Origin of the sequence: Pseudofrankia sp. EUN1h, assembly GCF_001854645.1 — a bacterium.
In the GTDB taxonomy this organism is placed as follows: domain Bacteria; phylum Actinomycetota; class Actinomycetes; order Frankiales; family Frankiaceae; genus Pseudofrankia; species Pseudofrankia saprophytica.
On the sequence record NZ_MBLN01000049.1, the window covers coordinates 278993 to 292711 of the forward strand.

Annotated in this window: 9 protein-coding genes; 5 read left to right on the forward strand and 4 right to left on the reverse strand. The window is 70.7% G+C overall.

Going from position 1 to position 13719, the window contains the following annotated elements; translation table 11 throughout:
• Positions 1 to 24: 24 nt before the first annotated feature.
• The 3 genes from BCD49_RS16075 to metH all read right to left on the reverse strand — a co-directional run bounded on the left by BCD49_RS16075 (position 25) and on the right by metH (position 5631).
• The gene (locus BCD49_RS16075; protein ID WP_007515349.1) at positions 25 to 858 is read right to left on the reverse strand and encodes a TIGR04222 domain-containing membrane protein; all 834 of its coding nucleotides are present in this window, start codon (positions 856 to 858) and stop codon (positions 25 to 27) included.
• 32 nt (positions 859 to 890) lie between these two features.
• Positions 891 to 1736: an SAM-dependent methyltransferase gene (locus BCD49_RS16080; RefSeq protein ID WP_007515351.1), complete on the reverse strand. Its 846-nt coding sequence runs from the start codon at positions 1734 to 1736 to the stop codon at positions 891 to 893.
• A 154-nt stretch (positions 1737 to 1890) separates the two neighbouring features.
• Positions 1891 to 5631, reverse strand: coding sequence for a methionine synthase (metH, locus tag BCD49_RS16085; RefSeq protein WP_007515353.1), 3741 nt, complete (start codon positions 5629 to 5631; stop codon positions 1891 to 1893).
• Between the two features lie 490 nt (positions 5632 to 6121).
• Between metH and BCD49_RS16090 the strand changes: the two genes are divergently transcribed.
• A complete protein-coding gene (locus BCD49_RS16090; protein WP_007515356.1) occupies positions 6122 to 7084 on the forward strand; it encodes a phosphatase PAP2 family protein in 963 nt (320 codons plus the stop codon).
• Here the strand turns inward: BCD49_RS16090 and BCD49_RS16095 are convergent.
• The gene (locus BCD49_RS16095) at positions 7033 to 9261 is read right to left on the reverse strand and encodes a UvrD-helicase domain-containing protein (RefSeq protein ID WP_007515357.1); all 2229 of its coding nucleotides are present in this window, start codon (positions 9259 to 9261) and stop codon (positions 7033 to 7035) included. The two genes, BCD49_RS16090 and BCD49_RS16095, sit on opposite strands and share 52 nt — an antisense overlap.
• A gap of 710 nt (positions 9262 to 9971) precedes the next feature.
• On the opposite strand from BCD49_RS16095, the gene BCD49_RS16100 reads away from it, so the two are divergent.
• From BCD49_RS16100 to BCD49_RS16115, 4 genes are all read left to right on the forward strand, one after another.
• Positions 9972 to 10421, forward strand: coding sequence for a PPOX class F420-dependent oxidoreductase (locus tag BCD49_RS16100; RefSeq protein WP_007515358.1), 450 nt, complete (start codon positions 9972 to 9974; stop codon positions 10419 to 10421).
• Positions 10422 to 10733: 312 nt separating this feature from the next.
• Positions 10734 to 11831: a hypothetical protein gene (locus BCD49_RS16105; RefSeq protein WP_007515359.1), complete on the forward strand. Its 1098-nt coding sequence runs from the start codon at positions 10734 to 10736 to the stop codon at positions 11829 to 11831.
• A 369-nt stretch (positions 11832 to 12200) separates the two neighbouring features.
• Positions 12201 to 12668, forward strand: a complete 468-nt coding sequence (locus BCD49_RS16110) for a hypothetical protein (RefSeq protein WP_007515360.1) — start codon at positions 12201 to 12203, stop codon at positions 12666 to 12668.
• A 145-nt stretch (positions 12669 to 12813) separates the two neighbouring features.
• Positions 12814 to 13578, forward strand: a complete 765-nt coding sequence (locus BCD49_RS16115) for an aminoglycoside phosphotransferase family protein (RefSeq protein WP_241832342.1) — start codon at positions 12814 to 12816, stop codon at positions 13576 to 13578.
• Positions 13579 to 13719 lie beyond the last annotated feature (141 nt).

Sequence of the window (13719 nt, forward strand, 5' to 3'; positions counted from 1 at the left end):
CGAGGCCGCGGACCCGGCGCCAGGTCAGCCGCCTCTCACGCTCGGCCCGGGAAAGCCGAGGCGGCGGGCGAGGTCCGGGGCGGCCGCCAACAGCGCGGGCGGGCCGAACACGGCCACCGCGAGTGCCCTCTCGTCCGGCCCGCCACCCGTCCTGAGCTCGGCACGGTCCGCGCGCAGCTGCGCCACGAGCCGGTCACCCGCCGGGGTCCGGGGACTTGACACCGCGATCACGACGAGCGCGGCGACGATCGTCACCACCAGCTCGAAGATGAGGAACCCCAGCGAGGAGTGCCGCGCGTGGCCGGACACCACGCGTCGGAGACCGACGGCGAACAGCGGGACGAACACCAGGGCCGCCAGCCGGACCGCCCGGACCTGCTCCGGGGACGGGGACAGGTGCTGGCGGACCAGGTGCGCACGCAACGCCGCCAACGCCGGGTCCGCCGCCAGGTAGCCGGCCAGCCGGGCCGGTTGGCCGGTGCCCGTCGCGCCGATCCTGGCGCGCACCGCCGACTCGGCGGGGCTGAGCAGCCAGGGCAGGCCGGTCAGCGTCAGCGCGCCCGCCGTCGGCCCGGTGGCCACCAGTTCCCGCGCGTGCAGATGCACTACGGCCGTCTCCACGACCCGCTGTGGGCCGCCCGTCAGGTAGGCGACCTCGTCCCGGGTCAGGGCGTTCGGACTGACCGTCGGGGCCTCCCTCGGCCCACGTGCCCACCGGACGAGGAACGCCGCCACGACCATCAGGGCGAGCAGCGTCAGGGCGTAGCCGATCACGAAGTCCGGGCCGCTGGCGCCCCAGTCGACATCGCCGCCCGAGCCGCCGGAAAGGCCGCCGCCCGCCTGAACCGCCCCAGCCATGGCTACGCCGCGCCGCGCCGCGCCGAGCTGGGCTAGGGCTTGCGGCCGACGCCGCAGTGGCCGTCGACCGGAGCGGGCAATGCGCCGTCCGGGGTGGGGTCCGGCCGCCAGTGGGTGTGCGGCACGACTCCCGGGTCGACCAGCTCCAGGCCCTCGAAGCGTTCGGCGAACCGTTCCGGCGTGCGCAGGATGTAGGGAAGCGCCCCCGACTCGTTGTAGTCGTCCTGCGCGTCGCCGAACCCGCTGTCGCCGGCCGGCTGGGTCCCGTCATAGCTGGCCAGGTAGCTGCCCGAAGGCAATGCGTCCAGGTACTGCTTCACGATGGATCGCAGCTCAGCGTCGTCGGGGATATGACCGAGGACACCCATCAGCATCAGAGCTACAGGCCTGGTGAAGTCCAGGGTCCCGGACGCGGCGGCCAGGACGCTCTTCGGGTCGCGCAGGTCGGCGTCGAGGTAGTCGGTGACGCCCTCGGGAGTGGTCGCCAGCAGCGCGCGGGCGTGCGTCAGAACCAGCGGGTCGTTGTCGACATAGACGATCCGGCATTCCGGGGCGACGCGTTGGGCTACCTCGTGCGTGTTGTCGGCGGTGGGCAGGCCGGTTCCGATGTCGAGGAACTGGCGGATCCCGGCCTCGCCGGCCAGGTAACGCACCGAGCGGACGAGGAAACCGCGGGAGGCACGCGCGAGCTCCCCGATGCCGGGGAACACCTTCAGGTATTCCTCGCCCGCCGTCCGGTCGACTGGATAGCAGTCCTTGCCGCCAAGCCAGTAGTTCCAGATACGTGCGGAATGCGGCACCGACGTGTCTATCGAGTCCGACAAGGCGACGACCTGGTCGGAGCCCTGCGCGCTGGTTGCCGACGGTTCTCCGACCATGTGGGTGGTCTCCGCGTGGTATAGGACGGCCAGTTCGCCCACCCTATCGCCGACCGTACCGGACCTACCACCCCCCGCAGCCCCGATGTTCTACCCGCCGGAGCGCCCCGGCATTGTTCGCAAGCAAGAAGGAGGCGCCCCGGCGGAGGAACGGTCAGGCGGGGTCGTAGGCGAGGTTGGGGCGCAGCCACCGCTCCACGTCGGCGACGTCCTTGCCCTGCCGGGCGGCGTAGTCCTTGACCTGCTCCCGGGAGATGCGGCCGACGGTGAAGTAGCGGGCCGCGGGGTTGGCGAAGATCAGGCCGCTGACGGCGGCAGCGGGAGTCATGGCGTAGGACGACGTCAGGCGCATTCCCAGCTGCTCGGCACCGAGGATGTCGAACAGGGCGCGCTTCTCGGTGTGGTCGGGGCAGGCTGGGTAGCCGAGGGCGGGACGGATGCCGCGGAAGCGCTCGGCATGCAGGTCCGCCAGCGCCGGCTCGGCCTCGGGCTCGAACCAGGCGCGGCGGGCCTCGAGGTGGATGTACTCGGCGAACGCCTCGGCGAGGCGGTCGGCGAGCGACTTGGCCATGATCGACCGGTAGTCGTCCTGGGCGGCCTCGAAGCCGGCGGACAGCGCCTCGGCGCCCTGGATGGAGACCGCGAACGCGCCCATGTGGTCTCCCCCGCCGGCCGGGGCCACATAGTCGGCCAGGCAGCGGTTCGCCCGGCCGGCCGGCTTCTCGGTCTGCTGGCGCAGCATCGGGAAACGGACCTCACCACCCCCGGCGCCGGCAGCAGCACCGGCACCGGTTCCACCGGCGCCGGCCACGTCGAAGACGAGGTCGTCGACGTCGGCGTGGGCCGGCCAGAAGCCGTAGACCCCGTGGGCGGTGAACGACCCATCGGCGATGATCTGGTCGAGGAGGGCGTTGGCCTCGTCGAACAGCTCCCGCGCCACGGGCTCGTCCAGGATCGCCGGGTAGGTGCCCTTCAGCTCCCAGGCGAGGAAGAAGAACCGCCAGTCGATGAACTCGCGCAACTCCGCGATGGTGGGCGTCACCGTCCGCGTCCCGGTGAAAGCCGGCGTCGGGAGGCCCTCGAAGCTGACCTGCTCGCGGTTGGCCCTGGCCTTCGCGAGCGAGAGCAGCGGGCGCTGCTGGCGGTTCTCGTGCTGCTCGCGCAACGTCGCCTGCTCCTCGCGGTTGCGCACGTCCAGCGCCGCGGCCCGGTCGGAGTCGAGCAGGTCGGAGACGACCCCGACGACGCGGGACGCGTCGAGGACATGCACCGTCGTCCCCTCGTAGGCGGGGGCGATGCGCACCGCGGTGTGCTGGCGCGACGTCGTCGCGCCGCCGATGAGCAGCGGCAGCTTCAGCCCGCGCCGCTCCATCTCGGCCGCGACGCTGACCATCTCGTCCAGCGACGGGGTGATCAGCCCGGACAGGCCGACCGCGTCGGCGCCCTCCGCGACCGCCGTGTCGAGGATCTTCGTCGCCGGCACCATCACCCCGAGGTCGATGACCTCGTAGTTGTTGCAGCCGAGGACGACGCCGACGATGTTCTTGCCGATGTCATGGACGTCGCCCTTGACGGTCGCCAGCACGACCTTGCCGGCACCGCGGCCCGGGTCGATGCGGCCCTCAGCGAGGGCCTTCACCTTCTCGGCCTCCATGTACGGCTCGAGGTAAGCGACGGACCGCTTCATCACCCGGGCGGACTTCACGACCTGCGGCAGGAACATCTTGCCCGCGCCGAACAGGTCACCGACGACCTTCATGCCGTCCATCAGCGGGCCCTCGATGACCTCGAGCGGCCGCGCGACCTGCTGCCGCGCCTCCTCCGTGTCCGCCTCGATGAAGTCCACGATGCCGTGCACGAGGGCGTGCGAGAGCCGCTCGCGCACCGGCGCCTCCCGCCAGGACAGGTCGGCGCCGCGGCGCGGCCCGGTGGCGCCGCCGCCRGACGCGCGCAGCTCCTCGGCGTAGGTGACGAGCCGGTCGGTGGCGTCCTCGCGGCGGTCGAACAGCACGTCCTCGACGAGTTCGAGCAGGTCGGCCGGGATGTCCTGGTAGACGGTCAGCTGGCCGGCGTTGACGATGCCCATGTCCAGCCCGGCCTGCACGGCGTAGTACAGGAACGCCGAGTGCATCGCCTCGCGGACGACGTCGTTGCCGCGGAACGAGAACGACAGGTTCGAGATGCCGCCGCTGGTCCGGACGCCCGGGCAGCGCTCCTTGATGATCGGCAGGGCGTCGATGAAGGCCTTGGCGTAGCCGTTGTGCTCGGCGATGCCGGTGGCGACGGCGAGCACGGCCGGGTCGAAGATGATGTCCTCGGCCGGGAAGCCGACCTCCGGGGACGTCAGCAGCTTGTAGGCCCGCTCGCAGATCTCGACCTTGCGCTCGGTGCTGTCGGCCTGGCCCTGCTCGTCGAAGGCCATGACGACGACGCCCGCGCCGTAGGAGCGGATCAGCCGGGCGTGCTCCAGGAAGGGCTCCTCGCCCTCCTTGAGGCTGATCGAGTTGACCACGCCCTTGCCCTGCACGCAGCGCAGCCCCGCCTCGAGCACGGTCCACTTGGAGCTGTCGATCATGATCGGGATGCGGGCGACCTCGGGCTCGGTCGCGATCAGGTTGAGGAACGTCGTCATGGCCTGCTCGCCGTCGAGCAGGTCGGCGTCCATGTTGACGTCGAGGATGTTCGCCCCGCCGCGGACCTGCTCGAGGGCGACGTCGACGGCGCCCTGGTGGTTGTCGGCCTCGATGAGGCGGCGGAACTTGGCCGAGCCGGTGACGTTCGTCCGCTCACCGATCATGACGAAGCCGGTGTCGGGACCGATCTCGAACGTCTCCAGGCCGCTGAACCGGGTGCGCTCGGGTGGCCCGGCCACCGGCCGTGGCGTGACGCCGTGGACGGCCGCGGCCACCGCGGCGATGTGTCCCGGAGTCGTGCCGCAGCACCCGCCGACGATGTTGACGAGACCCGAGGTCGCGAACTCGCCGAGCAGCTGCCCGGCCTCGTCGGGGGTCTGGTCGTAGCCGCCGAACGCGTTGGGCAGGCCGGCGTTCGGGTAGCTGGCGACGTGCGTACCGGCCAGACGCGCGAGCTCGGCGACGTAGGGGCGCATCTCGGCGGCGCCGAGCGAGCAGTTCAGGCCGACGACCAGCGGGTTCGCGTGCGCGATGGACGTCCAGAAGGCCTCGACCGTCTGCCCGGACAGCGTCCGCCCGGACATGTCGACGATCGTGACGGAGATCCACAGCGGCAGGTCGGGCGCGGTCTCCTGGGCGGCGGCGATCGCGGCCTTCGCGTTGAGCGTGTCGAAGATGGTCTCGATGAGCAGCAGGTCGACGCCGCCGTCGGCGAGCGCGGCGATCTGCTCGGAGTAGGAGGCCTTGACCTCGTCGAACGTGACGGCTCGGTAGGCGGGCTCGTCGACGCGCGGTGACAGCGACAGCGTGACGTTGAGCGGGCCGATGGAGCCGGCGACGAACCGGGGGCTACCCGTCTCCGCCGCGACCTCGTCGGCGGCCTCGCGGGCCAGCCGCGCGCCGGCCAGGTTCATCTCCCGGACCAGCGGCTGCAGGCCGTAGTCGCCCTGGCCGATGCTGGTCGCGGTGAACGTGTTCGTCGTGACGACGTCCGCGCCCGCGGTCAGGTACTGGCGGTGGACGTCCTGGATGACGTCCGGGCGGGTGAGGTTGAGCAGGTCCGGGTCGCCGGTGACGTCACGCGGATGGTCGGCGGGGACGAAGCCGCCGAGCCGGTAGTCGGCCGGGGTCAGGCCCACGCCCTGCAGCATCGTTCCGTAGGCGCCGTCAAGGATGACCACCCGTTGGGCGAGCAGATCCTTGAGCGCCTGGATCCGTCGCGCCCGCTCGTCCTCGCGAACCTGGTTGACGGCGACGACCACCTGGCTACCTCCCGCACACGTTGTGGGAGGCGCCCTTGGGGATGCTGAAACCAGCCGAGCGTGGCGGGCCCACTCAGTGACTCAGCAGGCAATCCAGCATCCGTGGCCCGTCGCAGCGCCTCTCGACCTGCCTACGACCTTACTAAGTCGCGCCGCCATGTCACACGTGGGCCTCGCCGCCTCGCGACGCTCTGCCGCGCCCTGTCACGGATTCCCGGGCCAGGAGCCGGCAACGTCAGGGCCACACCCACCAGCCGCACGGACCACACCCTCAGTCGCTTCCTTCGCCAGACCACGCGTGAACAGGCGGAGAACGCTGAGAGACAGGGAATGAGTGGCCGGCGTCACAGATGAGTGGTTGGCATCACATCAGTCTTTGCTGGGACTAAACCAGTTGACGGGCGGATTTGTCCTCGGCAAGGCTCCTTTAAATCCACCTTCAGGTGGGAGCGACCGCGCCTGCCCGTCGTCGAGCTCCGAGGAGGTCCAGGTGGCCGTCGCGACGAACGACGCCCAGGGCCCGGCCCAGCCCGGGCCGCGGCGCGGACGCGACCACGGGCCCGGCAGGGATCCGGAGAGGGAGCCAGGCCCGGAGTCCCACCCGACCACCGCCCGCGCCACGGCGGCGGGCGCGGCGGGCAACGGGCTGCCGCGCTGGTGGCAGGAGATCCTCGGCATCGCGCTCCTCTACGGCGCGTACACCGGCGTGCGGGGCCTCAAGAGCGACGACCTCGCCAGGGCGGACGACATCGGCCGCGAGGTGCTGCGCCTGGAGAACGTCTGGCACCTCAACCCCGAGCACAGCCTCAACGACTTCCTGGCGCACGTGCCGGCGCTGGCGGTGCCCGCCTGCTACTTCTACGCGACGCTGCACTACGTCCTCACGCCCGCCGTGCTGATCTGGATGTACCGGCGCAACCCAGGCCACTACCGGGTCGCGCGCAGCACGATCCTGCTGACGACGGTCATCGGGCTGGTCGGGTTCTGGCTGCTGCCGACGACCCCGCCGCGGCTGCTGGTCGGCGCCGGGTTCCACGACACCATGGCCGCCGTCTCGGGCTGGGGCTGGTGGGGAGGCGACGCGAGCGCGCCGCGCGGGCTGGGCGGGCTCACCAACCAGTACGCGGCGATGCCGTCGCTGCACTGCGGCTGGGCGCTGTGGTGCGGCTATCTCCTGGCCCGGTTCGCCCGCCGCCGGGCCGTCCGAGTGATCGGGGCGTGCTACCCGGTCATGACGACTCTCGTCGTCATGTCGACCGGCAACCACTATCTGCTCGACGCCGTCGCTGGCTTCGTCGACCTGCTGCTCGCCGTCGCGATCGTTCTCCTGGTCCGCCGGGCGCTGCCCCGCCGGCGCCGGCCCACCCCCACGGGGGCCGAGGACACGGGCGAGCAGATCCGTCAGCGGACGGCGGTGAGGAACGGGCTCGGGGTGCCGCTCCAGGACACGTAGAGCTGCTCGCGGGCGCGGGTGCAGGCGACGAACAGCGCGCAGCGTTCCTGCAGGAGGTCCACGGCGTGCGCGTAGGGGTCCTCGTCGACGGATGCCACCGAGCCGAGGGCAGGCACGAGCCCGTCGGACACGCCGACCACGGCCAGGCAGCGGAACTCCAGTCCTTTCATCCCATGCATCGACCCGACGGCGACGGGGCTTGCCGGGGCGACGCCCCGGCGGCCCTTCAGCTTCGGCTTGCTGAGCGCCCTGGCGATGATCCCCGCGTCGGTCAGCGCCGTGACCACCTCGTCGACGAGGGTGTTCCTGCGGGCCGCCACGCCGATCTCGGCCGGCTCGACGCCCGCGTCCAGCCAGCCACGGATCACCTCGACGAGGCCCTTGAGCTCGTCGGTCGGGGTCAGCGCGCCGACGAGCACCGGACGGCGGCCGTGCAGTTCGGAGCGGTATCCCGCGATCCGGTCGAGCCCACCGTCGAGGTCGTCGATCCGCTCGTCGCGCAGCATGCCGAGGCTCCACCCGAGGATCTCGGCGGTCGTGCGGTAGTTGATGGTCAGCCGGCTGGCCCGGCCGGCGACGTCGATGCCATGGTCCCGAAGAGTGACCCGGTGCCCGTAGATCCGCTGGTGGGCGTCGCCGGCGAGGAACAGGTCGTTCTGGTCGGGGCCGGCCGCGGCTCGCAGCAGCCGCCACTGGACGGGGCTGAGGTCCTGCGCCTCGTCGATGACGACGTGGCGGAACGGCCGGCGGCCGCCGGCCGGGACCGGGACGCCCGGCGCATGCGCGCCGAACAGGTCGGCGGGGACGGCGCCGGCCTCCAACAGCCGGGTCGCCTCGGCACAGACCATCGCGTAGGTGAGCGCGCCCAGCTCCCGCAGCCGAGCCTGGAAGGCCTCGACCGCGGCCCAGACCCGGGCGCGCTGCGCGGCGGCCAGCGCCCGGCCGCGCCCGGCGCGGGACGCTGCCTGGTACCCGGCCAGGTCGGTGATCCCGTGCCCGAGAATGACCTGGCGCCATTCGTCGGCGACGAACCGGTCGCCCAGCGCCAGCCCGTGCTCGGCGACGGTCTCCTGCCAGAGCACGGCCTCGTCGGAGCCGGCGAGCAGCGGCGGGTTGCCGTGGGCCGTCCGGTAGATCCGGTTCGCGACCTGGTCGACGGTGAGGACCGTGATCCGGTCGCGGATCTCGGCCTTCTCCTCCAGCAGGGCCAGGTTCGCCTCGATCGCCGAGGTCAGCGTCTTGGTGAAGGTGGTCAGCAGTACCGGGCCCTCACCGCCGGCGGCGAGGTGGCGGGCGCGGTGCAGCGCGACGACGGTCTTGCCGGTGCCCGGGCCACCGGTGACCCGGGCCGGGCCGCGGTAGTGGCCGAGAGCGACCTTGTTCTGGACGGGGTGCAGGAAGATCCGCCACAGGTTGAACGGGTGGCTCAGCATGTCCAGTAGCGCGGCGGGGCCGGAGACGAGCACCACCCGGTCCTGGCTGCGTTCGACGGCGGCCGTGACGTCGTCCGGGTCGAAGCGGGCTCGATCTGCCGTGACTCCGTCAGCGGCCACAGGCCGGGGCGCATCGCCGGTAAGGCCGGTGGCATCGGCCGCGATGTCCGCCCAGACCTCTTCGGGCGACATCCCGGCGGCCAGGCCGTAGAGCACCGACCACTGGCTGTCCGGCAGGAACGCCCTGGCCGTCTCGAGCTGGGCGACGTCGGTCAGGGCGCGGGCGAAGGCGAGCGTCTGGTCGTCGACGCCCAGCCGCCGCAGCGTCGCGTCGTCCACGTCCGCGAGCAGCCGCCGGTACCCGTCGACGCGGCTCGCCCAGCGGGTCAGCTCCGGCAGGGTCGCGTCGATCGCGACGCTGTCGCGGATCTCGATCCGGCCGGTGGCCGCGTTCACCGAGACCCGATGCCGCTGAGCCCAGGTGTAGGCCTCGTCGTGGGGCAGGACCTTGAGCAGGGTGAAGGAGTCGCCGCTGTCCGGGGCGAGGACGACGCCGCGCCAGAACTGGTCGATCCGGATCGTGCGCAGCCGACCGTCGCGCGCGTTACTGATCTTCTCGAGATGCAGGCCGGTGTGGGTGGCGTGCTCGAACTTCGCGAACGTGTCGGTGACCTTCTCCTGGACGGGCTTATCCAGCCGTGCGAAGTCCCGCAAGAAGTCCTTGTCGATACCCAGCCGAGCCACCGGAGCGTCCCCTCCCGTCCCACACCATGCGCACCCAGGCAACGGCTCGGCCATGCCGGGACATCGCTCCCTGCGCCGACCCGGGCGCGCCCCTTGAGACCATACGAGCGGTTCAGCCGCTATCCGTACGGCTCGCGCCATTTCTGTTGCTGTTGCACCGAGTCCTGTCTCACCGAGCGAGTCGCCACGGTCCGGCATCGAGGCACCCACCGATGCCTCTCGCCGCCCTCATCCGCTATCAGCGTGTGAGCTTAGGTCACTCCGCGCGATTGTTCGAACACTAGTTCGACCGTGTCGCCCTCCGGAGCCGGGGCCCGTCGCAGGTTCCTTCGTCGATCTAGCAATTCCCGGCGATCTAGCACTTCCCTGGCAATTGCTAGGTACAGAACGCACCAGCCTCGGATGGATCTCCTATCTGGCCCAGGGGACGACAGCCGTCCGATAGTCGAGGACGCCGGGGACCGCGCGCAGACTCTCGATCGTCACCCGCAGAGTCTCCATCGTCGCGGCAGAAGATCTTGGGACTACGGCCAACCGACTCATCATCTTCGCGTCTGGCGCGCCTGCCGCCGGGAAGGCCACGCTGGCCAGTGCCTCGACCTTCCCCGGATCTGCAAGGACGACATCAAGGAGACGCTGGTCGACGCTGGCGCCCGGCGAGTCCGGATCGGCTTGACCTCAAGTGCGGTTGAGGTTGCAACCTAAGACCTATGACCGCTACCGACGTCCCCGCCGCCGTCGCGCCTGGCTCCGAGGTGTTCAGCGACCGCGAACTGAGCTACCTCGCCGGCCAGCGGCTTGGCCGGCTCGCCACCGTCGCGCCCGACAGCAGCCCGCAGAACTCGCCGGTCGGCTTTCAGGTCCGCCCGGACGGCATCGTCGAGATCTACGGCTACAACCTCGGCGCCTCCCGGAAGTTCCGCAATGTCGCGGCGACCGGCGTCGTCTCGCTGGTTGTCGACGACATCGCTTCGGTCGACCCGTGGAAGGTGCGGGGAGTCGAGATTCGGGGCACCGCCGAGGCGCTGACGGACATCGACCCGCCCCAGACGTGGCTGAGCCGCGAGGTCATCCAGATCCACCCGCGACGGATCTTGTCCTGGGGGCTCGACCCAGACCTCGAAGGCATGCAGGCCCGCACCATACCGACCGCCACCTGAACGGCGACTTGAGGTCGGGCGCCAGACGAATCTGAAGGTCATCTGAAGCGCGCCCCGGGCGACGTGATCTCGAATCGACGCCGTCAACCACAAAACAAGCCAGCCTGCCGCACACCAACCCGCGCCTCGCGGCGACGGCCAAAGGTGAGGATGCCCGGCAGATGATGCGCCCGCTCGACAGGCATAGCTGGTCGTGCCTCCACGTCCGGTCACAGCGGGTCTGCGGACCCCCATCGGGAGCTCCCGCCGCCCCGGCGGTACCGGGACTGCTGGCGATCGGCCGGTGAGATAGTGCCCACGAGGACCCGAGATGTGGTGACGGGGGCGGGGCTGGTGGCCGATTACACGATCGCGAACCCGGAGGACTGGGCGGCGCTGCGGCCAGAGGTGATCGTGGACCCGCTCATCTACCGGCTCGGCGAGCTCTTCCTCCAGGGCGGGCAGGGAGACTGGATCTGGGAACACGTCTCCCGGGACCTCGGCGGGCTCGTCTCCTTCTTCGACCTTCTGGTGCTGCACGATCGCCTGCCCGCGTTCAACTACGCAGTGACGTTTCCCGGCGGCTTCGACCGGGGAGACCCGGTGTTCGACGTCGTTAACCGGCGGGTCCCGATCATCGACCAGGTCAACGTCGGCTTCGCGGCATACACGGTCTCGAAGTCGGCCGCGCTCGACGTCCTGCGGGAGCGGGCGGACCGCGGGCACGGCGAGCTTCTTCCCACCCCGCTCGCCGTCGACCTGGCGCCGGAACTGTCCCGGATCGACTACAGCTGGTACCCGAGCCTCGGCGACCTGGCTGACCGGTACGCGGGACCGGCGCGGGTCGCCGCCTCGTTCCTTCTGGGTACGCTCCTGTTCTCCACCTATGCACAGCAGACCGGCGCGCCGCACGTCATGTCCGCGAAGCGCGGCAGGCTCTTCGCCGCAAGCGCCCTGGCAGCGCCGCGCGGTCGGTCCGACGCCGAAGACGCGATATTCGACGAGCTGCGCCGACGCTTCCAGCTCGCTGGCGAGGGGTGGCGCGACCGGGATCTGCCGTGGACGCCGTCGTTCCTGCCCTGGCTGGTCCAGAACGTCGATCCTGTCCGGACCCGGCCCACCGATGTCCTCGACAAAGCGCTGGAGCTGCGGGACCGGCGGGTAGTACGCGAGTACCGGACGGTCCGGGCGAACGCTCTGTCCGGCGACGACGACGCGCTCGCCGAGCTCAGGAAGCTCGCGGCGGCGATGGCCCAGGAACTACGGGTGGAACAGGATGGTTCCGGCGGCGCAAAGGCCATGCTCATCGAGGTGGGGCCGCGCGCGTTCGGCGCCGTGGCGGCGCCACCGCCGGCGGACTGTCCGGGCCGCTCGGCGTCGCGCTGGGCGCGCTGGCGGGTCTCGGAGCCGAGGAGATCCTCCGCCAGGTAGGCGAACGGGTCTGGGGTCTCGTATTCGCCCAGTTGCCCTTCGTCAGCTCCCGGAAGCTGCTCACCCGCGCCGTCCGCGCGGACTGGGAAACGCACGCCACCCTCGACCGCACCCTGCGCACGATCTGGGAGACCCCCGCGGCTCCCTGACGCATCCAGGTTGCGGTTGAACGTCGCCGACGCTGCCAGTCCTCGCCGAGATGTCGCGCCTTCCCCGGCCGCGGAGTGCTCCACGATGCGAGCATCGACGACGGTGATGTGTGTTGGGATTCCACCGCTGACGCAGATCAGTGGGCATACCCGACACCCTGCCGCACAGTCCGAGACCGCCCGGCCCCGCCTGACGCCGCTATCGCGGTGGTCTCGCGGCATGGCCGAGCCCATCCGCGACCGTCTCGACCCTCTCACGGACGAACTCGACAGCCTTCCCACCCTGATCAACTACGAGCAGCGTCAGCAGGCCCTCGCGACGTGGACCATCCCGGCAGACGACTGGGAAGAGCTGACCGCCGACCTCAGGCGCGGGCCCATCGCTCGCCGATACTCGACACACAAGATCCATTTGGGAGATCGAAAACGGCGAACCGCTTCCGTGCCCACCTGGATGCTGATCACAGAAGGTGACTACAAGCTGTCACCACTCATCCAGGAAGACCGCAGAACCAGCGGCGACACGATGCTCACCCTCGACGTCCAGCAAGCCGTCTATCAGCGCAGATTCCCGGACAAGCACCACTACCGCAAGCTCACGTCGCTACTCGAGCCCTACGCACAGCGCGCTCGCCGCGTGATCGATCAGGGTGGCGTCCCGCCGACGCAACACCGACCTCCGGTTTAGTTCAGGCCGTGACCCGCATACCGCCAGCCTTCACGGCGCTGACAGCGCCCGCGAGGGCGACGCGGGCCGCCGCTGGCTCGAACAACTTCCCGCCCTCGTCGCCGACCTGCTCACAGATTGGCGCCTTGAGCCGGCCGGCGACCCGATGCACGGCCAGGTCGCCCTTGTGCTGCCCGTCCGGCGGCACACCGGCGAAAACTGCACGCTGAAAGTCTCCTGGCCCGACGAGGAAACCCGCCACGAACCAGCCGCACTCCAGGCATGGGCGGGCCACGGCGCGGTCCTGCTTCTGGCTGTCGACCACCGACGAGGCGCCATGCTCCTCGAACGCCTCGACTCCTCCATGACCCTGCAAGAACAGCCGATCGCCCGCGCGCTCGACGTCGCGGCGTCGGTCCTGCGCGAGCTGCACGTCCCTGCACCGGCGGGCCTGCCGACGACCACCGCGACCGCCGAGCGGTGGCACCACACGCTCGCCCACGAATGGCGCCGACTCGGCGAACCGGGACCCGCCCGCCTCATCGACGCCGCCACCATGACCTGCGGCCACCTCTCGCACGACCCCACACCCCCGGTCCTGCTACACGGCGACTTTCACTTCGCCAACGTGCTCGCCGGCACCCGCCAGCCCTGGAACGCCATCGACCCCAAACCGCTCACCGGCAACCCTGAATACGACCTGCTACCGCTGCTACGCAACCGCTGGGACGACATCACCGCCAGCCCCCAGCCCGCCCAGGCAGTCCGCCAGAGGATCGACACCCTCGTGGAAGCCACCGGACTCGACCGGACAAAAGCCCACGCCTGGGCCTTCATCCGCAGCGTCGACGACGCACTCTGGGGCCACGCCCAACACGACACCCAGTTCGAAGCGATCGCCTGGGAGATCGCACACGCCCTATCCACATGATCCAGCTCGCCCGGCCGTCCTGAGCGCGGCCTGGTTCCGCCAAAACCATGCCGAGAACTGTCGTGCCTGCCACGGCGATGAGGAGGAGACCATCGGGGGCGGCGAGCTTGGCCCGCACTCTGGCGACCCGCTGAGCGCCAG